The 21,287-nt window shown below is 69.2% G+C and carries 19 protein-coding genes; 7 read left to right on the top strand and 12 right to left on the bottom strand.

Annotation, left to right across the window (positions count from 1 at the left end):
* Positions 1-340 precede the first annotated feature (340 nt).
* The gene (locus tag AB0G20_RS07215; protein WP_031106386.1) at positions 341-868 is read right to left on the bottom strand and encodes a YbjN domain-containing protein; all 528 of its coding nucleotides are present in this window, start codon (positions 866-868) and stop codon (positions 341-343) included.
* 165 nt (positions 869-1,033) lie between these two features.
* Between AB0G20_RS07215 and AB0G20_RS07210 the strand changes: the two genes are divergently transcribed.
* Complete coding sequence (locus AB0G20_RS07210) at positions 1,034-1,513, top strand: hypothetical protein (RefSeq protein WP_361297070.1); 480 nt, start codon at positions 1,034-1,036, stop codon at positions 1,511-1,513.
* Positions 1,514-1,517: 4 nt separating this feature from the next.
* Here the strand turns inward: AB0G20_RS07210 and clpB are convergent, their stop codons facing one another.
* A complete protein-coding gene (gene clpB, locus AB0G20_RS07205) occupies positions 1,518-4,115 on the bottom strand; it encodes an ATP-dependent chaperone ClpB (RefSeq protein WP_361297067.1) in 2,598 nt (865 codons plus the stop codon).
* 103 nt (positions 4,116-4,218) lie between these two features.
* Here clpB and AB0G20_RS07200 point away from each other — a divergent pair, with 103 nt between their 5' ends.
* Positions 4,219-4,635, top strand: coding sequence for a TIGR03618 family F420-dependent PPOX class oxidoreductase (locus AB0G20_RS07200; protein ID WP_361297064.1), 417 nt, complete (start codon positions 4,219-4,221; stop codon positions 4,633-4,635).
* 167 nt (positions 4,636-4,802) lie between these two features.
* Here the strand turns inward: AB0G20_RS07200 and AB0G20_RS07195 are convergent, their stop codons facing one another.
* Positions 4,803-5,138, bottom strand: a complete 336-nt coding sequence (locus AB0G20_RS07195) for a hypothetical protein (RefSeq protein WP_030846386.1) — start codon at positions 5,136-5,138, stop codon at positions 4,803-4,805.
* 370 nt (positions 5,139-5,508) lie between these two features.
* On the opposite strand from AB0G20_RS07195, the gene AB0G20_RS07190 reads away from it, so the two are divergent.
* Positions 5,509-6,468: a helix-turn-helix transcriptional regulator gene (locus AB0G20_RS07190; RefSeq protein WP_361297061.1), complete on the top strand. Its 960-nt coding sequence runs from the start codon at positions 5,509-5,511 to the stop codon at positions 6,466-6,468.
* Positions 6,465-7,454 carry a helix-turn-helix transcriptional regulator gene (locus AB0G20_RS07185; RefSeq protein WP_361297058.1) on the top strand — a complete coding sequence of 330 codons (990 nt, stop codon included), beginning with the start codon at positions 6,465-6,467 and terminating at the stop codon, positions 7,452-7,454. Before AB0G20_RS07190 ends, AB0G20_RS07185 begins: the two co-directional genes overlap by 4 nt.
* Here AB0G20_RS07185 and AB0G20_RS07180 read toward each other — a convergent pair.
* The 7 genes from AB0G20_RS07180 to AB0G20_RS07150 form a co-directional block, all read right to left on the bottom strand.
* Positions 7,417-8,460: a LuxR C-terminal-related transcriptional regulator gene (locus AB0G20_RS07180; protein ID WP_361297055.1), complete on the bottom strand. Its 1,044-nt coding sequence runs from the start codon at positions 8,458-8,460 to the stop codon at positions 7,417-7,419. The two genes, AB0G20_RS07185 and AB0G20_RS07180, sit on opposite strands and share 38 nt — an antisense overlap.
* Before the next feature lie 186 nt (positions 8,461-8,646).
* The gene (locus tag AB0G20_RS07175; RefSeq protein WP_361297052.1) at positions 8,647-9,753 is read right to left on the bottom strand and encodes a substrate-binding domain-containing protein; all 1,107 of its coding nucleotides are present in this window, start codon (positions 9,751-9,753) and stop codon (positions 8,647-8,649) included.
* 281 nt (positions 9,754-10,034) lie between these two features.
* Positions 10,035-10,487 (bottom strand): helix-turn-helix domain-containing protein, encoded by a 453-nt coding sequence (locus tag AB0G20_RS07170; RefSeq protein WP_062928190.1) that lies wholly within the window; start codon positions 10,485-10,487, stop codon positions 10,035-10,037.
* Positions 10,488-10,492: 5 nt separating this feature from the next.
* Positions 10,493-11,680: a molecular chaperone DnaJ gene (dnaJ, locus tag AB0G20_RS07165; RefSeq protein WP_361297048.1), complete on the bottom strand. Its 1,188-nt coding sequence runs from the start codon at positions 11,678-11,680 to the stop codon at positions 10,493-10,495.
* 33 nt (positions 11,681-11,713) lie between these two features.
* Entirely contained in the window at positions 11,714-12,370 is a 657-nt protein-coding gene (gene grpE, locus AB0G20_RS07160) for a nucleotide exchange factor GrpE (RefSeq protein WP_184909565.1), read from the bottom strand.
* A complete protein-coding gene (gene dnaK / locus AB0G20_RS07155) occupies positions 12,367-14,226 on the bottom strand; it encodes a molecular chaperone DnaK (protein WP_361297045.1) in 1,860 nt (619 codons plus the stop codon). The genes grpE and dnaK overlap by 4 nt, the downstream gene beginning before the upstream one ends.
* Before the next feature lie 94 nt (positions 14,227-14,320).
* Entirely contained in the window at positions 14,321-15,340 is a 1,020-nt protein-coding gene (locus tag AB0G20_RS07150; RefSeq protein WP_361297042.1) for an undecaprenyl/decaprenyl-phosphate alpha-N-acetylglucosaminyl 1-phosphate transferase, read from the bottom strand.
* Between the two features lie 252 nt (positions 15,341-15,592).
* Here AB0G20_RS07150 and AB0G20_RS07145 point away from each other — a divergent pair, with 252 nt between their 5' ends.
* Positions 15,593-17,911 (top strand): (Fe-S)-binding protein, encoded by a 2,319-nt coding sequence (locus AB0G20_RS07145; RefSeq protein ID WP_361297039.1) that lies wholly within the window; start codon positions 15,593-15,595, stop codon positions 17,909-17,911.
* A gap of 69 nt (positions 17,912-17,980) precedes the next feature.
* Here the strand turns inward: AB0G20_RS07145 and AB0G20_RS07140 are convergent, their stop codons facing one another.
* Positions 17,981-18,244 carry a hypothetical protein gene (locus tag AB0G20_RS07140; protein ID WP_361297036.1) on the bottom strand — a complete coding sequence of 88 codons (264 nt, stop codon included), beginning with the start codon at positions 18,242-18,244 and terminating at the stop codon, positions 17,981-17,983.
* Between the two features lie 494 nt (positions 18,245-18,738).
* Here AB0G20_RS07140 and AB0G20_RS07135 point away from each other — a divergent pair, with 494 nt between their 5' ends.
* Positions 18,739-18,999 (top strand): GntR family transcriptional regulator, encoded by a 261-nt coding sequence (locus tag AB0G20_RS07135; RefSeq protein ID WP_361297033.1) that lies wholly within the window; start codon positions 18,739-18,741, stop codon positions 18,997-18,999.
* Between the two features lie 85 nt (positions 19,000-19,084).
* A complete protein-coding gene (locus AB0G20_RS07130) occupies positions 19,085-19,627 on the top strand; it encodes a UTRA domain-containing protein (protein ID WP_361297030.1) in 543 nt (180 codons plus the stop codon).
* A 243-nt stretch (positions 19,628-19,870) separates the two neighbouring features.
* Here AB0G20_RS07130 and AB0G20_RS07125 read toward each other — a convergent pair whose 3' ends face one another.
* Positions 19,871-21,202, bottom strand: coding sequence for a hypothetical protein (locus AB0G20_RS07125; protein ID WP_361297027.1), 1,332 nt, complete (start codon positions 21,200-21,202; stop codon positions 19,871-19,873).
* Positions 21,203-21,287: the final 85 nt, after the last annotated feature.

Below are 21,287 nucleotides of genomic sequence, written 5' to 3'. Positions count from 1 at the left end.
CCTTGGATTTGTCGGGGTAGATCAACCGCACGCCACCGCCGATCACCAGGAAGCAGCTCAGCAACAGGGCGAAACGTGCGAACCTCGCACCGCCCTCCCAATCGGCTGAAGGACCCAAGACCAACCAGAACGCGAGACCTGCCCCCGCAATCAAAACCGCTACGCCCAGTAACCGGCGCACCCCTTGCCCCCTTCTTTGCGATCTTCAGTCAGCCGATCACTCTACTCACCGGAAACAACGGCGCAGGGCCGGGTCCGTCCGTGTGCGAAAGACAAACGGCGCGTACAGCGCGTACCTGCTCGTACGCGCCGACGCGCCGCTGCGGGGCCGGCTGAGGGTCTACTCCTCGTCCTCGGGCTTCTCCGCTTCGTTGATCTCCTCTTCAATACCGAGCTGCTCGACAAGCCACTTGTCGAACTCGATCGCGGCGCGCACCCAGCTGACCGTCGAGGAGACGAAGTGCTCCAGGCTGACGCCCATGCCGATCAGCATCTGGGCCTCGCCGATCAGGCGGACCGTGCCGTCGTCGTGCGTGTGGCTGTAGACCTTGGGCCACAGGGTCCGGCGGTTCCAGTCGTCGATCGACTCGAGGATCTGCGGCTTCGCCTCGATCTCGTGGGGCCGGTCGTAGAACGTCCGCACGGAGAAGACCTGCTGGTCTCCCTCTCCCCGGAACATGAAGTAGGTGCGGAACTGCTCCCACGGCGCCGCGAGGTCACCCTCGTCGTCGACGACGTACTTGAGCTCCATCTGGTCGAGGAGCTGCTTCACGAGGTCCTGATCCGGGACGACGGGGCCGGCCGGGCCGCCGGGCTGCGGCTCGGGCTGGCCCCCGAAGTTCGGAATCGAGGACGGGTCGATGGTCACCGTGAATTTCCCTTCGTACGGATTCCGCCATCCTCCCCCATGCGGGGAGGGGGGTGGCAAGCCCCGACAGACCCTGTCAGCCCTGGGCTGACACGATCCGGTCAACTGCAACCTCCGGGTACCCGGAACCGTCCTCCTGAGCAGCCGACGGAGGGGACGGTGCACATGCGGGCAGCGGACAGGGGCCATACCCGGTGGGGCATCGTCCTGCCGTTTCTGGCACTGCCGGTGGTGGTGCTCGGCGTCCTGATCATCGGCCTGTTCCTGTGGGCCTGGTCGGACGACGAAGACGCCACCCGTGCGGGCGCGAGGGCGACGGTCCCCTGTGCCGAGGCCCTGGCCTTCGGCGCCGCCGAGCGCCCCGCGAACGCCCGCGCCCACGACTGCACCGTGCAGCGGGGCATCGACACCGCGTACTCGGCAGTGCTGCGGATGCCGCGCGAGGACGTCCGCGACTGGCTGCGCGCGACGTACCCGAACGCCCCGAAGGCGCGCACGGGCGGCGGCTCCTGCGGGGCGCTCTGCCTCGACGTGACCCACGAGAACGGCCTGCCCGGCACGGCGGAGGCGCATGTGGTCCAGGTGAGGGTGGAGTACGAGAACGCCGAGACGGCGCTGGTGCGCTTCTCGGCGTTCACGATGTGACGTCCTACAGCGTCTTGCCCGTCCCGGGCCCGACCAGCAGTCCGTCCTCGAAGCGGTCCACCCGGACCGTGTCGCCGTCCTTGATCTCCCCGGACAGGATCTCCTTGGCGAGCCGGTCGCCGATCGCGGACTGGACGAGCCGCCGCAGCGGCCGGGCGCCGTACGCCGGGTCCATGCCCTCCTCCGCGAGCCAGGCCAGGGCCTCGGGCGTGATGTCCAGGGTGAGGCGCCGCTCGGCGAGCCGCTTGGCCAGGCGCTCCAGCTGGAGCTTCGCGATGCGCTCCAGCTCGGGCTTGGTCAGCGCGGCGAAGACGACCAGGTCGTCCAGGCGGTTGAGGAACTCCGGCTTGAAGGAGGTCCGCACCACCTCCAGGACCTGCTCCTTCTTCTCCTGCTCGCTGGTGATCGGGTCGACGAGGAACTGGCTGCCGAGGTTCGACGTCAGCACCAGGATGGTGTTGCGGAAGTCGACCGTACGGCCCTGCCCGTCGGTCAGGCGCCCGTCGTCCAGCACCTGGAGCAGGATGTCGAAGACCTCGGGGTGGGCCTTCTCCACCTCGTCCAGCAGGACGACGGAGTACGGCCGCCTGCGCACGGCCTCGGTGAGCTGGCCGCCCTCCTCGTAGCCGACGTATCCGGGCGGGGCGCCGACCAGCCGGGCCACGCTGTGCTTCTCGCTGTACTCCGACATGTCGATGCGGACCATCGCCCGCTCGTCGTCGAAGAGGAAGTCGGCGAGGGCCTTGGCCAGTTCGGTCTTGCCGACACCGGTCGGGCCGAGGAAGAGGAAGGAGCCGGTGGGCCGGTCGGGGTCGGAGATCCCGGCGCGGCTGCGGCGTACGGCGTCGGACACCGCGCGCACGGCCTCGGTCTGGCCGATGAGCCGCTTGCCGATCTCGTCCTCCATGCGCAGCAGCTTCTGCGTCTCGCCCTCCAGCAGCCGCCCGGCGGGGATGCCGGTCCAGGAGGCGACGACGTCGGCGATGTCGTCGGAGCCGACCTCCTCCTTGACCATGGTGTCCTTGGCGACCTCCTCCTCGGCCTCCGAGGCGGCCTCCAACTCCTTCTCCAGGGCGGGGATCTCGCCGTAGAGCAGCTTGGAGGCGGTGTCGAAGTCGCCGTCGCGCTGGGCGCGTTCGGCCTGGCCGCGGATCTCGTCGAGGCGTTCCTTCAGCTCACCGACGCGGTTGAGGGACTGCTTCTCCTTCTCCCAGCGGGCGGTGAGGCCGCGCAGCTCCTCCTCCTTGTCGGCGAGGTCGCGGCGCAGCTTCTCCAGGCGCTCACGGGAGGCCGCGTCGGTCTCCTTGCCGATCGCGAGCTCCTCCATCTTCAGCCGGTCGACGGCGCGCTGGAGTTCGTCGATCTCGACGGGCGAGGAGTCGATCTCCATGCGCAGCCGCGAGGCCGCCTCGTCGACGAGGTCGATGGCCTTGTCGGGCAGGAAGCGGGAGGTGATGTACCGGTCGGACAGGCTCGCGGCGGCGACCAGCGCGCTGTCGGCGATCTGCACCTTGTGGTGGGCCTCGTAGCGGCCCTTGAGCCCGCGCAGGATCGCGATGGAGTCCTCGACGCTCGGCTCGGCGACCAGCACCTGCTGGAAGCGCCGCTCCAGGGCGGGGTCCTTCTCGATCCGCTCGCGGTACTCGTCGAGCGTGGTGGCACCGACCATGCGCAGCTCGCCGCGGGCCAGCATGGGCTTCAGCATGTTCCCGGCGTCCATGGCGGAGTCACCGCCGGCACCGGCCCCGACGACGGTGTGCAGCTCGTCGATGAAGGTGATGATCTGCCCGTCGGAGTCCTTGATCTCGGCGAGGACGGTCTTCAGCCGCTCCTCGAACTCGCCCCGGTACTTCGCGCCCGCGACCATGGCCCCCAGGTCGAGCGCGACGAGCCGCTTGTCCTTCAGCGACTCGGGCACGTCACCCTTCACGATCCGCTGGGCGAGCCCCTCGACGACGGCGGTCTTGCCGACTCCGGGCTCACCGATGAGCACGGGGTTGTTCTTGGTCCGCCGGGACAGCACCTGCACGACCCGCCGGATCTCCTGGTCCCGCCCGATGACGGGGTCGAGCCGCCCTTCCCGCGCGGCGGCGGTGAAGTCGGTCCCGAACTTCTCCAGGGCCTTGTACTGGCCCTCGGGGTCTGCGGTGGTCACCCTGCGCTGGCCTCGCGTCTTCTGGAAGGCGGCCTGGAGCTTCTTGGCGTCGGCCCCCTGCTGGGACAGCACCTCGCCGGCCGCGCCGCCCTTCGCGGCGAGGGCGATGAGGAGGTGCTCCGTGGAGAGGTACTCGTCCCCCAGGTCCTTGGCGCGAGCCTGCGCGTCGGCGACGACGGCGAGCATCTCGCGGTTGGGCTGGGGCGGCGCGACGGTCGACCCGGTCACGCTCGGCAGCCCGGCGAGCACGCGCTCGGCCCCGGCGCGTACGGCGGCCTGGTCGGCGTCGACCGCGGCGAGCAGGTCGGTGATGTTCTCGTTGTCCTGGCCCTGGAGCAGCGCGAGCAGCAGATGGGCGGGCGTGAGGTCGGGGTGTCCCTCGGTCACGGCCCGGTTGCTGGCAGCGTTGATCGCGTCCCGGCTCCGGTTGGTCAGCTCGGCGTCCACGTTCGCGTTCTCCTCCTTGCACTGACCCGAACGGCTTGCACAAAGTTGAGTCTAGTGCACTCAAGGACGATTCCGGGAGGCTCGGGGGGCTAAGTTCCGGGGCATGGCGACCAAGTACTCCGTCGACCCCGGCGCTCCGGACCCGTCGTATCTCAGCTTCTGGCGGGAGCGGCACCTGTGCACCCTGACGACTCCCCGCCCGGACGGCACTCCGCATCTGGTACCCGTCGGGGTCACATACGATCCCGAGGCCCGTCTGGCTCGGGTGATCACGAACAAGGCGAGCGCGAAGGTGCGGTACGTGCGGGCGGCCGGGGAGCAGGGGGCGGCCGTCGCCGCCTGCCAGCTGGAGGGCCGCCGCTGGGCGACGCTGGAGGGCCGGGCCTTCGTCCACGACGAACCGGACCGGGTCGCCGAGGCGGAGCGGCGCTACGCGGAGCGCTACGGCAGGACCCCGTCGCCGAATCCGGCGCGCGTGGTGATCGAGATCCAGCTGACGCGGGCGATGGGGCGAGGTTGACCGAAGTGAATATCCACACCGGTGATCGACTGGATCCGGCCACCGGTGGATTGGGTCGATACCCGGAAATGTCCCTGGAAACTGCAGCGGCGTCACCGTGTTCAGGTCACGGTGACGCCGCTGCGGGGGGAAGCACCTGAGCGATCTGTTACGACGGGGGAATCGCGTCAGGCACTGCGGGGGGTGGCAGAGATGGTCCTCGGGGCAGGGGAGTCGGCCTCCACCTGCTGGTGGTCCCGTTGGTCCAGGTTCACAAAGATCATTCCGTACCGTACGGCACATCGCACTGGCTGCGGCGCCCCCCGAGGCCGCCGCAGACACCGGTACGCCCGTACGTCCTCGTCGTCGTCCCGCGTGACGACCACGGGCTCGCCGAAGACGGTCACCATCAACGAGTCACCACTGTGGGGGATGGCGGTGACCAGGTCGATGAAGTGCCAGCCGGAGCGGTAGGCGGTGGCCATTTCACGACGGAAGGAGCGATCGTCGGGTGGAGTGGTCACGGTCAGCTCCCGGATCCGGCTGCCCCGGAGCTCGGCCAGCTGCTGTTCTCCGCTCCGTGAGCGCTGTTCACGGCGACGGACGGCCAGCTGCTGTTCGCCCGAACATCGTCCTTCACATCGGAGAAGCCACTCAGCGCACCGAGGGCCACAACGGCGGAGAAGGCGGCGACAAGCACCGAGCGAAGCATTCTGTTACGCATAGTCGGCTTCGTCCTCACTTGAAGGTCCCCTTTTCCCCCGTCGAGTACGACGATGGCTCATTCGGGCACGTCATGGCCACACAATCGATGCATCATGTTCCTGCATGTTCAGGACCCTGGGGGGTGGAGATTTGGCATCGAATCGGACTAAGGAGACACATCCCCATGCGATGACCGAGTGGTGCGATGAGGGCGGCCGTCTGTATGCCGCCGCACTCCGCGCCGGACGCATCGCACGCGAGGACGTGGAGCCCGCTCCGTGCCTGATGGAGTTCGCACTTCTCCACCCCGACCCGGACGACCCGGGCTGGCTGCGGCCGGTGCCCCCCGCGGTCGCCCTGTCCCGGCAGCTCAACCCGCTGGAGCAGGAGATAGCCGATCGCCGGCGCACGGCGACCGGCCTCGCCGAGACCTTTGAGCCGTTCATGGCCCTGGGTACCCAGCTGGCCGCGAACAGTGACGCCATCACTGTGCTGGAAGGCGGCGAACGAATCAACGCCGCGCTCAACATGGCCACTTTGCAGTGCCAGGCGGAGATGCTCACCGTCCAGCCCACCGACCGGATGTCCGAGCGCAGCCTCCTGCGCGGTCTGGAGCGCGACCGGCCGCTGATCGAACGTGGTGTGCGCATCCGCACCCTGTACCAGCACACCGCCCGCTACAACCCCGAACAGCTGGCCTACGCCGCCCAGCTCTCCGACGGCAAGGCGGAGTACCGCACCATCGACGAACTCGTCGAGCGCCTGATCATCTGCGACGAGTCCGTCGCTTTCATCCCCGCCCGCGACGATCAGCAGGTCGCCCTGGAGCTGCGCCACCCCGGCCTGGTCCGCTACCTCATCAAGCTCTTCGAGTACTTGTGGGACCGGTCGGTTCCGCTCAGCACCGGCACACCGTACGAGACCGCCCGCGACGGCATCACGGAGATCCAGTACTCCATAGCCAAGCTCCTGGTCGAAGGACACGTCGACGAAGCCATCGCCCGGCGCCTCGGCATGAACGTGCGCACCTGCCGGGCCCACATAGCCAAGCTCGCGTCCGCTCTGGGCAGCGGCAGCCGTGCCCAACTGGGTTACCTCATCGCCCAGTCCGGCATCCTGAAGCAGCATCAGGAAGGAGCCGCCGGTTGACCTCGCGGACGCACCGGGAGCACGACGTCGACGACCTGTGCCCCGCGGGAACGGAGTTGTACGCACGGGCCCTGCGCGAAGGCCATGTGCCCGCCGAGGAGGCGCGCGCGGCACCCTGCCTGATCGACTTCGGCCTGCTGCACCCGGCCGCCCACGATCTGAGCCGCCTGGAGCCCGCCGCACCGGCTGTCGCGCTCCACCGCTTCCTGCGGCTTTCCGAAAGCCGGATCGCCCGGGAACGCCGGCGCGAGGAACGGCTCGCCGAGCTGTTCCAGCCGCTGATGCGGATCGACACCGGCCGTACCGGCACGGAGGACCCCCCGTCGCTCACCGTCCTCAGCGGCTCGGAACGCATCAACCGGGCCATCACCGAGGCCATGGCCGACGCGACGAAGGAACTGCTCTGCATCCAGCCCAACGCCCACTACAGCGACAAGCGCGGGCAGGCGGCCCACCCCGTCGCTCTGGCCCGTGACCAGGCACTGCTGGATCGAGGCGGCCGCATCCGCACGCTCTACCCGCACACGATCCGCCACGTGCCCATCGCCTTGGCGCGTTACGAGCAACTGCGCGGCGACGCCGAGGCACGCACAGTCGACGAGGTAACCGACCGCCTCATCCTCGTCGACAGCTCGGTCGCCTTCATCCCCGCCGACACGGACGCCGGCCTCGCCCTCGAGGTCCGCCACCCCGCCCTCATCTCCCACTTCACGACCACCTTCGACCGCCTCTGGCGCCTCGCCACCCCCATGCACCCGAAGGCCGCCCCCCAGCCCTCCCCCGACGGCATCACCCCCCGCCAGCACGCCATAGCCGCGCTCCTCGTCGAAGGCCACACCGACGCCGTCATCGCCGACCGCCTCGGCCTGAACATCCGCACCGCCCGCGTCCACATCGCCAAGCTCGCGGCGACGCTGGGGAGTCAGAGCAGGGCGCAGCTCGGGTTTCTCATCGGGCGGTCCGGGATTCTTGACCGGGAACGCTGAGAGGCGGGGAGGCGACGGCCCGCGGCGGTCCGTCCAGGCCCGCCTGGGCGATCCGCACGCCGAGCTGCGTACGGCTCGCGGCCCCCAGCGTCTCCGACAACCGGGCGATGTGCGCCCGGCACGTCCGCACGCTTATCCCCAGCCGCTCCGCGATCACCGCGTCCTGGTGCCCCTCCGCCAGCAGGGCGGCGATCGACTGCTCCCGGTGGGAGATGCCCTCGATGCCGGTGTCGGGGAGCGGGGCGGTGAGGGGAATGGCGAGGCGCCACAGTCGTTCGAAGACGGTGACGAGGTATTCGACGATCGCCGGGTGCCGTAGCTCCAGGGCCATCGTGCGGTCGGTGTTGGCGGGAATGAAGGCGACCGTGCGGTCGAAGAGGATCAGCCGGTCGATCACCTCGTCCAGCGTGCGCGCCTCCACGGCGTCGCCCATCAGCTCCAGATAGGTCAGCAACCCCTGCCCGTGCCGGGCGACATGCGTGTACAGGTCCCTCATCCGCACACCCCGGCCGCGGAGCGCCAGCGCCCGGTGCAGCCCCTCGGAGAGCTCCGCCTCGCGGCGGATGCCGCCGGGCTGGACCGTGAGCACCTCCGCCGTGCACGCCTGGGTCGCCTCGTCCATCGCGGCCTGGATCCGGGCGAGTCCGTCCAGGACCCGGATCGCCGGGCCCTCCGCCGCCGACGCGGCCGGCCGCACCTGGCGGCCCAGCCCCGCGTACCGCTCGACGGCCTCGACGGCCGAGCCCACCCGCCGCTGGCTCGCACTGACCTCGTCGTACATCCCGCGCAGCAGCCGGGTCATGACCTCCTGCGGGGAGGTCGGCACGAGCCAGTCCATGTCGTCGGGGTCCGGGTGCAGCAGGGCGAGTTCCAGCAGGCAGGGCACCGGTTCCGCGTCCCGGCGCGGCACCCGGCCGCGCCGTACGGCCCGGGAATACACGCGATCCCCGGTCTCGCACAGCCGGTCGGCACCATGGGGATGCTCATCCGCCCCGTGCCCGGCCATCGCCCATCCCACCCCCGGTTTCGCCGTCTTTCCGCAGCGCAACTATGCGCGGACCGGACGTGCTCCGCAACACGGCTTGCCGCGCCACGAGTACCGGAAACCACCGGTACGCACCGGTATCTCCGAGCCTCGGCCCGGCACATCGCGGCAGTAGACAGGGGTGGGTGAACCCGGCTCGCGACGCTGCTACTTCAGGCCGATGGCCCGGCACGCCGCCTTGTACTCGGCCGTGCAGATGTCCGACAGCTTGTAGACGTCGTCCGCGACCACCGTGTCCTTGATGTTCTCCTTGGTGAGCGCGACCACGGGCACGAGCTGCGCCGGGATGCCCTTGTCCGTGGGGCTGTCGACCTTGTCGCGGGTGAGGGCGGCGAACTGGATGTCGCGGCCCTGGACCTTGGCGACCGCCATCTCCGCGGCGTTCTCCGCCTCCTGCGGGTACGACTTGTACACGCTCATGTACTGCTCGCCGCTGATGATCCGCTGCACGGCCTGCAGCTCCGCGTCCTGCCCGGTGATGGGCGGCAGTTCGGTCACGCCCGCGGCCTTGAGCGCCTTGACGATGCCACCCGCCATGCCGTCGTTGGCGGAGTACACCGCCGCGATGTCGCCCTTGCCGATCTTCTGGATCGCGCCGGCCATGTTGGCCTCGGCGTTCTCCGGCTTCCAGTCCTTGGTGTCGAAGGACTCGGCGATCGTCACCTTGCCGTTCAGCTCGGACATCGCCCCCGCCTTGAACTGCTTGGCGTTCGGGTCGGTGGACGAGCCGTTCATCATGACGATCTTGTCGGAGAGGCTCGCGTTCTCGCCGATGGCCTCCAGCAGGGAGCGGCCCTGGACCTCGCCGACCAGCTCGTTGTCGAAGGAGATGTACGCGTCGATCGGGCCCTCGGCCAGCCGGTCGTAGGCGATGACCGGAATGCCGGCCTCCTTCGCCTTCGTCACGCCGCTCGCGATGGCCTGCGAGTCGACCGCGTCCAGCAGGATCACGTCGACCCGGTCGTCGATCATCTGCTGCATCTGGGCCGCCTGCTTGTCCGCACTCGCCTCGGCGTTGGCGTACTCGACGCGGCCCTTGTCGTTGGTGAGCGACTCGACCTTCGTCTTGATGATGGGGTAGTCGAAGTTCTCGTACCGCGTGTTCGCCTTCTCGGGCAGCAGCAGCCCCACGGTGATGTCGTTGCCCTTCGCCGGGCTCGCGTCGTCACTGCTCCCCGCCGCGTTGAGCACGCCGCAGCCGGCGAGCGTGACGGACATCGTGGCTGCTGCCACGGATATGGCGATACGACGCATGCGGAGCTCACTTCGCGTGTGATTCGGACGTGGGCACAGCTTTGGTGCCCATGTGACTGAAAAGCCAACGCGGCTGCGCCCCCCAGCGTCAAGCGGAACCACTTAACGAGATGGCAACACCACGCTCCGCAGCAGTTGTGAAGACTGTGCGGAATCGTCTTCAAGTGATGTGCACCACCTGGTCATCCACGGGAGACCCAGCGAAAACGGGCCAAGACATACGAAAAGGGCCGGGAGTTTCCTCCCGGCCCTTTCCCGGCCCTTTCACGGGCGCATGCGCGTCAGTCGGACTGCTGTTGCCGCTTCGGCCGCCACACCACCAGCGCGCTGGTCTGCTGCACCTCCTGGTACGGCACCAGGTCGCGGCGGTACGACGCGTGCACCGCGGCCTCGCGCTGGCGCATGGCCGCCGCCGCGCCGTCGAGCGCGTCCTGCATCTCGGCCAGCCGGGCCTGGAGCGCGGCGACCTGGTTCTCCAGTTCGATGATGCGCTTGATACCGGCCAGGTTGATGCCCTCGTCCTGCGACAACTGCTGGACGGTGCGCAGCAGCTCGATGTCGCGGGCCGAGTAGCGCCGGCCCCGGCCGGCGGTGCGATCGGGGGACACCAGGCCCAGCCGGTCGTACTGGCGCAGGGTCTGGGGGTGCAGGCCGGACAGCTGGGCCGCCACCGAGATGACGTAGACCGGGGTTTCCTCGGTCAGTTCATACGGGTTGCGTCGACGACCGTCCATCTGACTCATGCTCCCTTCGCGGCCTGGAACAGATCCGCCCGCGGGTCCTCACCCGCGGTCGCCTCGCGATACGCCTCGAGTGCGTCACGAGCCTTCCCCGTCAGGTCCTTCGGAACACTCACCTCCACGGTGACCAGGAGGTCGCCGCGGGTGCCGTCCTTGCGGACCGCGCCCTTGCCCCGGGCGCGCATGGTGCGCCCGTTGGGCGTGCCGGGCGGCAGCTTCAGCGTGACGGGCGGGCCGCCCAGGGTGGGCACCCGCACCTCGCCGCCGAGGGCCGCCTCGGTGAAGGTCACCGGGACGGTGACCGTGAGGTTGTCCTCCTTGCGGCCGAACACCGGGTGGGAGTCGACGTGCACGACCACGTAGAGGTCGCCCGCCGGCCCGCCGCGCTCGCCCGGCGCTCCCTTGCCGCGCAGCCGGATCCGCTGGCCGTCGCTGACGCCCGCGGGGATGCGCACCTGCATGGTCCGCGAGGACTTGGCCCGGCCGCTGCCCTTGCAGACCTCGCAGGCGTTCTCCGCGATCAGGCCGCGGCCCTTGCAGTCCGGGCAGGGGTCGGTGAGGGAGAAGCCCCCGCCGCTGCCCCGGGCGACCTGACCGGTGCCGACGCAGGTCGGGCACACGCGTGGTGTGCCGTTCTTGTCGCCGGTGCCCGAACAGGCCTTGCAGGGAGACTGCGACGACATCCGCAGCGGGACGGTCGCGCCCTCGATCGCCTCGGTGAAGCTGAGCGTGACCTCGGACTCGATGTCCTGGCCGCGCCGGGGGTGCGTACGCGTCCCCGGCCCGCCCGCGCCGCCGCGGTTGAACAGGCCCCCGAAAACGTCACCGAGTCCGCCGCCGAAGCCGCCGGCTCCCTGGCCGCCGCCCTGGGCGCCGCCTCCGAAGAGGTCGCCCAGGTCGAAGTTGAAGGAGCCGCCCGCGCCGCCCGGCCCCGGGCGGAAGCCGCCGTTGCCGAAGAGGGCGCGCGCGTCGTCGTACTCCTTGCGCTTCTTGGGGTCGCCGAGGATGTCGTTGGCCTCGGAGATCTCCTTGAAGCGCTCCTCCGCCTTGACGTTTCCCTTGTTGGCGTCCGGGTGGAACTCGCGGGCGAGCTTCCGGTAGGCCTTCTTGATCTCGGCCTCGGTGGCGTCCTTGGGGACGCCGAGGACCTTGTAGTAGTCCTTCTCGATGAAGTCCTTGGTGCTCATCCTCGACGCCCCTCCTTCCCTTCGTCTATGACGTCAGCCCTCGTCCGGGCCACCGCTCTCCTTGTCGTCGGCGTCGGCGGACTCGTCCGCCTTGACCGTCTGCGCCCCCGGCTGGGGTTCGGCCACGGCCACCCGCGCGGGGCGGATGGTGCGCTCGCCGATCCGGTACCCGGGCTGCAGGATCGCGACGCACGTCGTCTCGGTGACGTCCGGTGCGTAGCTGTGCATCAGGGCTTCGTGGATCGTCGGGTCGAAGGGCTCGCCCTCCTTGCCGAACTGCTGCAGGCCCATCTTCGCCGCGGTGCTCTCCAGCGACTCGGCGACGGACTTGAAGCCGCCGACCAGTTCGCCGTGTTCACGCGCGCGGCCGATGTCGTCGAGCACGGGCAGGAGCTCGGTCAGGAGGTTCGCGATGGCGATCTCCTTGACCGCGATCCGGTCGCGCTCGACCCGGCGGCGGTAGTTCTGGAACTCGGCCTGGAGGCGCTGGAGGTCCGCCGTGCGCTCGCTGAGCGCCGTGCGGGCCTGGTCCAGCTGGGCCACCAGAGCCACGTCCTGGCCCGTGTCCCCGGCCGGGGCCGCCCCCTCCTCAGCGGAGGGGGAGGCTGCCTTCGGCTCGGCGTCGTCGGAGGTGGCGCCGGAAGGGACGTCGGGCTGCTGCTCGTCGAAGCCCGGGGTCTCCTCCGTCACGCGGCACCGTCCTTCCGCTCGTCGTCCACGATCTCGGCGTCGACGACATCGTCATCGGCCTTGGCGTCACCGGCACCCGCGGCGCCGGCTCCGGCCGAGTCGCCTCCGGCGGCCTGGGCGGCGTTCGCGTCGGCGTACATGGCCTGGCCGAGCTTCTGCGAGACCGCCGCGACCTTCTCGGTGGCGGTGCGGATCTCGGCGGAGTCCTCGCCCTTGAGCTTCTCCTTCAGCTCGGCGACGGCTTCCTCGACCTCGGTCTTGATCTCGCCCGGGACCTTGTCCTCGTTGTCCTTGAGGAACTTCTCGGTCTGGTAGACGAGCTGCTCGCCCTGGTTGCGGGACTCGGCGGCCTCGCGGCGCTTGTGGTCCTCCTCCGCGTACTGCTCGGCCTCCTGGCGCATGCGGTCGACCTCGTCCTTCGGCAGCGAGGAGCCGCCGGTGACGGTCATCTTCTGCTCCTTGCCGGTGCCGAGGTCCTTCGCCGTGACGTGCATGATGCCGTTGGCGTCGATGTCGAAGGCGACCTCGATCTGCGGGACACCGCGCGGCGCCGGGGGCAGACCGGTCAGCTCGAACATCCCGAGCTTCTTGTTGTACGCCGCGATCTCGCGCTCGCCCTGGTAGACCTGGATCTGCACGGACGGCTGGTTGTCCTCGGCGGTGGTGAAGATCTCGGACCGCTTGGTCGGGATCGTCGTGTTCCGCTCGATCAGCTTGGTCATGATGCCGCCCTTGGTCTCGATACCGAGGGACAGCGGGGTGACGTCGAGGAGCAGGACGTCCTTGACCTCGCCCTTGAGGACACCGGCCTGCAGGGCGGCGCCGATGGCGACGACCTCGTCCGGGTTCACGCCCTTGTTGGCGTCCTTGCCGCCGGTCAGCTCCTTGACGAGCTCGGCGACGGCGGGCATACGGGTGGAACCGCCGACGAGGACGACGTGGTCGATCTCGCTGATGGAGATGCCGGCGTCCTTGATGACGTTGTGGAACGGCGTCTTGCAGCGCTCCAGGAGGTCCGCGGTCAGCTGCTGGAACTGGGCGCGGGTGAGCTTCTCGTCGAGGTGCAGGGGGCCCTCGGCGGAGGCGGTGATGTAGGGCAGGTTGATCGAGGTCTCGGTGGACGAGGACAGCTCGATCTTCGCCTTCTCGGCGGCCTCGCGCAGACGCTGCAGGGCCATCTTGTCCTTGCCCAGGTCCACGCCGTGGCCGGACTGGAACTGCTGGACCAGGTAGTCGACGACGCGCTGGTCCCAGTCGTCACCACCGAGGTGGTTGTCACCGTTGGTGGCCTTCACCTCGACGACGCCGTCGCCGATCTCCAGCAGCGAGACGTCGAACGTACCGCCACCGAGGTCGAAGACCAGGATGGTCTGGTCGTCCTTGTCGAGGCCGTACGCCAGGGCGGCGGCCGTCGGCTCGTTGACGATGCGCAGCACGTTCAGACCGGCGATCTCGCCGGCCTCCTTCGTGGCCTGGCGCTCGGCGTCGTTGAAGTACGCCGGGACGGTGATGACCGCGTCGGTCACCTTCTCGCCCAGGTAGGACTCTGCGTCCCGCTTGAGCTTCTGGAGCACGAAGGCGCTGATCTGCTGCGGGTTGAAGGGCTTCCCGTCGAGCTCGATCTTCCAGTCCGTGCCCATGTGACGCTTGACGGAGCGGATGGTCCGGTCCACGTTCGTGACCGCCTGGCGCTTGGCCACCTCTCCGACGAGCACCTCACCGTTCTTGGCGAAGGCGACGACGGACGGCGTGGTCCTGGCGCCCTCGGCGTTGGTGATGACGGTGGGCTCGCCGCCCTCCAGAACGCTGACGACGGAGTTAGTCGTGCCCAGGTCGATGCCGACCGCACGTGCCATGGTTGATTCCTCCAGCTGACTTGAGTGGAACGGACTCAAGTGTGCACGACGGCCCCCAACCGGTCAACAGAGCTGAGTCGGGCAGGCTCAACTCTTATCCGTTCCTTACACGCAATGGCGCTCCGACCTGCGGCGATACGCTGCGTCGAGGTCCGTACACAGGGACACGCGAAAGGGCGAACACGACCACGAGGGCCCCTCCCGCCACCCACCACAGGGCGCTGGCCCCGATCCGGCCGGCATGCGCGAGTACCCCGACGAGCATCGCGGACAACGCCCCGATTCCCAGCAGCAGACTCGCCCCCGGCGCGGTCAGCCCGAGCCGCCGCAGCCGATGCGCGAGATGGTCGGGCCCGCCGCGCAGCACGCCCCGCCCGGCCGACCGCCGGGACACCAGGACGAGCACGACATCGGCAGCCGCGACGGCGGTCAGCGCGAACAGGACCCCCGCGCTCTCCCCGACCCCGAACCCGGCCCGGGCGTGCACAGCCCCCACGGCGATCACGAACCCGGCGGCCATGGACCCGCAGCTCCCCAGCGCCACGCGCGCGGGGTACCAGTTGTGAAGCAGCAACCCGGTCAACGCGGCGGCCAGCACGCTCATCAGCCCCGCGATCCCGTCCATCACCTCGACGGCCGCACAGGCCGCCACCCCGAAGGCGGTGACGACCCCGACCGTACCCGCCAGCCCGTCGGCGTGATCGAGCCCCCGGAACCCGAACACCACCGCGACGACCCACACGACGGCCAGCAGTCCGGCCCCCAGCCCCGTCTCCCCGTACGGCACGACACACGCGGCCGCCACGGCCGTACCGGCGGCCAGCACCCGCCGCCGCAGCCGCCACACGTCACCGACGAGCCCGAGCAGAGCGACGGCACCCGCCGCGACGAGCACCCCCCGCGTCCCCTCGGGGGGCGGCGCGACTCCCAGCCACCCACCGGCCCCCACGACCAGCCCCGTGACGAGCACGACGGCCACGCCCCCGGACAGCGGCACGTCCCGCGTCCGCCGTCGCTCGACCAGCCGCAGCCGCAGCGCGGGGGCCCGCAGGACGGCCGCGAGCAGGGCGGTGAGGAGAAGGGCGGTGGCGGCGGCGGTGATCCCGTAGAGCACGGATATAAGTTAGGCGGGACTATGACATTTCGGTATGAATAACACGACGGGATCGCGATGAGATCCGACCGGATCCAGTCTGTTTCTGAGGCAACCCTCAGCGATTCAGATCACTGCCCACCCGGCTACAGTGCGGCGGAAGATGAGGGTAGTCTCAGACGGACTGCATAAGTTACCGCTTAGTAATTTCGGGGAACCCTGGAAAACACCAGGTCCCCCCGACGAAACCCCTCGCAGGCCCGAGGAGCCCCCATGCAACTCGCCGCGATCATCGTGTCGCTGGTACTGACCGTGATCGGCGTCGCGCTGCTCGCGCGCGCGATCGGCCAGTTCGTCCGGTATTTCAAGCTGGGCCAGCCGGTCCCGGCCGGTACCCGGACCGACAACCCCTACCAGCGCAGCGTGACCCTGGTGAAGGAGTTCCTCGGCCACACGCGCATGAACCGGTGGGGCATCGTGGGCGTCGCCCACTGGTTCGTCGCCGTCGGCTTCCTGACCCTCCCGCCGACCCTCGCCCAGGCGTTCGGCCAACTGTTCCAGGCCGACTGGGTGCTGCCGGTCATCGGTGAGTTCCTGCCGTTCGAGCTGTACATCGAGTTCATCGGCGTGATGACGATCCTGGGCATCGCGGTGCTCATCGTGATCCGCCTGCTGAACCTGCCGAGCCGCCCGGGCCGCAAGTCCCGCTTCGCCGGCTCCAAGGCGGGCCAGGCGTACTTCGTCGAGTACGTCATCCTCACCATCGGCCTGGCGATCTACGTGCTGCGGGGCCTGGAGGGCGCGCTCCACCACGTCGACCACTACGAGGCGTCGTACTTCGCGTCGTACCCGCTGGTGCTGGCCTTCAAGGGCCTGTCGGTCACGGCGCTGCAGAACCTGGTCTACCTGGTCGCGATGATCAAGATCGGCACCTCGTTCGTCTGGATGATCGTGGTGTCGCTCAACACCAACATGGGTGTCGCCTGGCACCGGTTCCTCGCCTTCCCGAACATCTGGTTCAAGCGCGAGGCGTCGGGCGGGACGGCCCTGGGGGCGCTGCAGCCCATGACGTCGGGCGGCAAGCCGATCGACTTCACCGATCCCGGCGACGACGACGTCTTCGGCGTCTCCCAGGTCGAGCAGTTCTCCTGGAAGGGCCTGCTGGACTTCTCCACCTGCACCGAGTGCGGCCGCTGCCAGTCGCAGTGCCCCGCCTGGAACACGGGCAAGCCCCTCTCCCCCAAGCTGCTGATCATGTCCCTGCGGGACCACGCGCACGCCAAGGCGCCGTACCTGCTGGCCGGCGGCGGCAAGACCATGGAGGGCGAGGAGAAGGCGTCCGAGGAGCAGCTGAAGGACGTGCCCGCGGCGGCGCTGGCCGAGGCCGAGCGCCCGCTGATCGGCACCGCCGAGGAGAACGGCGTCATCGACCCGGACGTCCTGTGGTCCTGCACCACCTGCGGCGCCTGTGTCGAGCAGTGCCCGGTGGACATCGAGCACGTCGACCACATCGTCGACATGCGCCGCTACCAGGTGATGATCGAGTCGTCGTTCCCGTCCGAGGCGGGCACGATGCTCAAGAACCTGGAGAAGAAGGGCAACCCCTGGGGCCTGGCGAAGAAGCAGCGCCTGGAGTGGCTCAAGGAGGTCGACTTCGAGGTCCCGGTCGTCGGCAAGGACATCGAGGACCTGTCCGAGGTCGAGTACCTGTACTGGGTCGGCTGCGCCGGCGCCCTGGAGGACCGCGCCAAGAAGACCACGAAGGCCTTCGCGGAACTCCTCCACATCGCGGGCGTGAAGTTCGCGATCATGGGCGGCGACGAGAAGTGCACCGGTGACTCCGCTCGCCGTCTCGGCAACGAGCCCCTGTTCCAGGAGCTCGGCATGGAGAACGTCATGGCGCTGAACATGGCGTTCGGCGAGGAGATGGACGACGAGGGCAAGGTGACGCCCGAGTCGGCGAAGCCGAAGTCCTCGAAGAAGATCGTCGCCACCTGCCCGCACTGCCTCAACACGCTCGGCAACGAGTACCCGCAGCTCGGCGGCGACTACGAGGTCATCCACCACACGCAGCTGCTCCAGCACCTCGTCGACGAGGGCAAGCTGATCCCGGTCACGCCGGTCGAGGGCATCATCACGTACCACGACCCGTGCTACCTGGGCCGCCACAACAAGATCTACACGCCTCCGCGCGAGATCATCGCCGCCGTCCCGGGCGTCCGCAACGAGGAGATGCACCGCCACAAGGAGCGCGGCTTCTGCTGCGGCGCCGGTGGTGCACGGATGTGGATGGAGGAGCGGATCGGCAAGCGCATCAACAACGAGCGTGTCGATGAGGCTCTGTCGGTGAACCCCGACATCGTGTCGACGGCCTGCCCGTTCTGCCTCGTGATGCTCACGGACTCCGTCAACGGCAAGAAGAACGACGGCAAGGCGAAGGAGTCCATCCAGGTGGTGGACGTCGCTCAGCTGCTGCTGGACTCGGTGAAGACGCCGGTCGTCCCGGAGGGCGACGACGACGGCGACGACGGCGAGCCGCCGGCGGGCACGGCGGACTCGGAGAACGCGCCGGAGCCGGAGCCGGTGAAGTAGGCGGTTCTCGCGGGTTGTTCTTGACGCCCCCTGTCCTGAGTCATCGGGCAGGGGGCGTCGGCATTCCCCCTACGGCTTACGGTCCCGGCTCTCGGCAACGAGGAGGATGTCCCGCAGCGCCTCGGTCAGCCGCTCGGCCAGGAAGCGCAGTTGCGTCTCGGTGGCGTTCGGGAGCATGTCGTCGGCGTGGGCGAGGAGCCGGACGCCCATGTCGAGTCGGGTCGCTTCGGCGATGTCGGCCAGACGGGACAGGCGCCCTCCACGGTCGTCGGTGATCAGGTAGCTCGTCTTGCCCTCAGGGCTGGACCAGGGCAGGAGACGCGCTTCGCGCAATCGCGGCCCCTCTTCCGGCTGTGTCGACTCGAAGCCCGCGCTCATCAAGCGGCCTCCGTCCGCTCGATCCAGTAGGGACCCGGCAGGTCCGGTCTCAAAGACACCATGGTCAGCTCACGACGCCTTTGGCGTTGTTCGTGAGCGGCGAGGTAGGGGCGCACGGTGACCGTGGAAGCGCCGTCGAGAAGGGTGTCCAGCCCGTACGGACTGCGCTGAGCGGGAAGTGGCGCCCGCTCCGGGAAAGGGGCGGCGGGCAGGGTCCGCGGTGGATAAGCGGTGGCGCAGCGTCTGCGGGAAGGCGGGGCCAAGAGGCCCACCCACACCAGGAGACGGCGGATAAGGTCGAGCACGTCATCAGCTCCGTTCGGCTTCGCTGGTGGCCACGCCCCCGGACGGCTCCACCCGTCGCGGGGGTTTTGCATTCCACCTCAAACGCGGTCTACCGCAGTCTACTGCGGTCGCGCGGTCTACCGCAGAGTTTTAGCGTCCACTGCATGAGTCCCGAGCTTGATCGCACCCGTCCCGTCTGGCGGCAGGTGGCAGCAGCCATCGCCGATCGCATCGCTGACGGGTCGTACCCCGTGGGCAGTCGGGTGCCGTCCGTTGTCGAACTGTCCACCGAGTTCGGCATCGCCGCCTCGACTGCGCAGAAGGCATTGACTCATCTCAAGACGGAAGGACTCGTCCGGGCCGAGGTCGGTCTGGGGTCGTTCGTCGCGGAGCGCCCCGAGAAGCCCGCGGACGAGGGAGCGTAGGCGGAGGCCCTGTTGCGCGCTCGGGCCTGGGGGCCTTGAATCTCGAACAGGCCTTTCAGGATCGTCGGTTGAGCCGGAGAGCATCGTGAGCACGAGCAGGTGGGTCAGCACCTCGATGCCGTATCTGACGCCCCGCGAGCGGGGGCAGGGCGACGCCTGGAGCGCGGACGCCGCAGCCCAGGGCCGACGCGGATCCCAGCGCGTCGTTCATGCCGGAGAGGTGCGAGCGCCTGCGGAAGTCGCCCGCCTCCTCGACGTTCCTGACGGCGAACCCGTCGTCGTACGACGTCGCCTGATCCTCCTCGACGACGAACCGAATGAACTGACCGACACGTACTACCCCATCGCCATCGCCCGAGGCACCCCGCTCGCCGGAACGGCGAAGATCCGCGGTGGAGCAGTCACCCTGCTCGCGGAGCTCGGCCATGTCGGCGCGCTGGTCAGGGAGGACGTAACGGCCGGCCTGCCGGATGAGCAGGAGCTGGAGGCTCTGCGGCTCGCACCTGCGGAGCCCGTCCTGCGCCTCACCAGGCTCACCTTGGACGGCGATGACAAGCCGATCCAGGTCGACCGTATGGTGATGCCCGCCCAGCGGCAGCAGTTGCGCTACGAGATCAGAATCGGCTGACCGGGCCCAAGGCCGAACCGGAGGCGCACGACCGCCGCTCAAGCACCAACGGATCGCGGCCGAGTCGCAGTACGAGTTCGTGCCGGAGTGACACCCCTTCCCGCCGGCTGGGAGAGCTCCGACCGTGCCGATCGATGAGGGCAGGAAGCCCTTCGGGCCGCGATGCGGGCTGGTACGCGAAGCCGGAGAACGGCGGCCCTCGCTGGGGGGTGCCGGCGCAGTGAGCGCGGCACCCCCGGGGCGTCAGCGGCCTACCCTCACGACCTCCGACGTCGCCGCGCGGAACGACTCCGTCTTGTCGAACTGCGCACGGTAGTAACCCCGCCGCCCGTCGGCGATGTCCGCCGAGAAGGCGTGCCCCTCACCGGACCAGTTGGCCCGCGCCGTCAGCAGGTCCGTCCACCGCTTGCCGTCTCGCGAGTACTGGATGTGTACCGGGATGTCTGCGGGCGTCCAGCCGTCGGGGAAGTCCATCGCGCCCTCGACGTGCACGCCGCGGTCCTGCGTGCGGGTGGCCGAGAACGACGTGAACACCGAGGCGCGCAGGACGGTGATCTCGGCGCTGTTCGCGGAGGCGGAGGCGATGAACGGGTCGTCGCTGTGCGAGGCCACGCGGAAGGTGCCGGTCTGCCCCGGGGTGTGGGTGAAGGTGGCCGACCTACCGTCGTTGTCGGTGGTGAAGTAGCCGACGCTGGTCCAGTCCGTGCCCGAGGAGGCCTCGTACAGGACACCACCGCTCTGGCCCTCGAAGGGCACCCAGCCCTTCGGGGTCTCGCGCTCCAGCGTGGCCGTGACGGTGACCTGCTGGCCGTAGTCGATCGTCCGGGCTTCCGCCGGGGTCTCGAAGGTCCAGCGCGTGGCCACCTGACGGATGTCGATCGGGGTCGACTCGGACTCGCCGTACAGGACGTACGGGTTGGCGGAGTCGTGCCGGTAGACGGCCTGGACCGGCACCGCGTCGTTCACGGTGACCGTGCCGGAGAAGCGGCCGTCCGCGTCGGTGCGGACGGTGTTCTCCGTCCAGAGGTCCACGTCGAGGTCAACCCGGTGGTCCGCCAGGGGCTTCAGCTCACGGGTCGCCGGCCAGCGTCCCTTCAGAGTGCCGTCGACGCGCACCTCGCGGTGGTCGGTGTCGATCTCCGTGCGGTCGGGACGCACGTCCTCGAACACCGCCGCGACGTAGTAGGCGAGAGTGCCCGCGGAGTTGTCGACGTCGCGGTCGCCGTCGGCGTCCGTGGCCTCGATGCGGACGGTGTAGCTGCCCAGGGCGGGAAGGTCGAGGGGCTTCTTCGTGCGCCATACGCCGTTGTCCGCTGTGCCGGAGACGAGGTCGAACGCGTCGTACTCCACGACGGCGACCTCCTGCTGCGTGGCCGCGGAGACGAGATGGGCCCTGATCCCCGTGATGGCGCTGTCGGAGCTGATGCCGACCTCCAGGGTGCCGAGATCGCCCGAGGCGCTGTGCGCGTACCGCACATCAGGAGCCTGCGCCTCCGCGGCGTTCGCCGCCGGAGTGCCGGTCACCAGGAGTGCCACGACACCGATGGCGGCCCAGGCCGCCCGAGTTCTGAACAAGGTCCCCCCCACAGGGATGCGTCGAAGCCGTGTCCACGGCTGAACGCCCTTTCTATCGCACCGCTTTGACGATGGTCGCGCGAGT

Origin of the sequence: Streptomyces sp. NPDC024017 (assembly GCF_040638895.1) — a bacterium.
Taxonomy (GTDB): Bacteria; Actinomycetota; Actinomycetes; order Streptomycetales; family Streptomycetaceae; genus Streptomyces.
The sequence above is the reverse complement of the archived record's forward strand: the minus strand, read 5'-3'. Positions and strand labels throughout refer to the sequence as shown.

Coding starts and splice junctions, on each gene's coding strand:
- AB0G20_RS07210 (WP_361297070.1), top strand. CDS start 1,034: ATGCGGGCAGCGGACAGGGGCCATACCCGGTGGGGCATCGTCCTGCCG.
- AB0G20_RS07200 (WP_361297064.1), top strand. CDS start 4,219: ATGGCGACCAAGTACTCCGTCGACCCCGGCGCTCCGGACCCGTCGTAT.
- AB0G20_RS07190 (WP_361297061.1), top strand. CDS start 5,509: ATGACCGAGTGGTGCGATGAGGGCGGCCGTCTGTATGCCGCCGCACTC.
- AB0G20_RS07180 (WP_361297055.1), bottom strand. CDS start 8,460: ATGGCCGGGCACGGGGCGGATGAGCATCCCCATGGTGCCGACCGGCTG.
- AB0G20_RS07175 (WP_361297052.1), bottom strand. CDS start 9,753: ATGCGTCGTATCGCCATATCCGTGGCAGCAGCCACGATGTCCGTCACG.
- AB0G20_RS07170 (WP_062928190.1), bottom strand. CDS start 10,487: ATGGACGGTCGTCGACGCAACCCGTATGAACTGACCGAGGAAACCCCG.
- dnaJ (WP_361297048.1), bottom strand. CDS start 11,680: ATGAGCACCAAGGACTTCATCGAGAAGGACTACTACAAGGTCCTCGGC.
- dnaK (WP_361297045.1), bottom strand. CDS start 14,226: ATGGCACGTGCGGTCGGCATCGACCTGGGCACGACTAACTCCGTCGTC.
- AB0G20_RS07145 (WP_361297039.1), top strand. CDS start 15,593: ATGCAACTCGCCGCGATCATCGTGTCGCTGGTACTGACCGTGATCGGC.
- AB0G20_RS07135 (WP_361297033.1), top strand. CDS start 18,739: ATGAGTCCCGAGCTTGATCGCACCCGTCCCGTCTGGCGGCAGGTGGCA.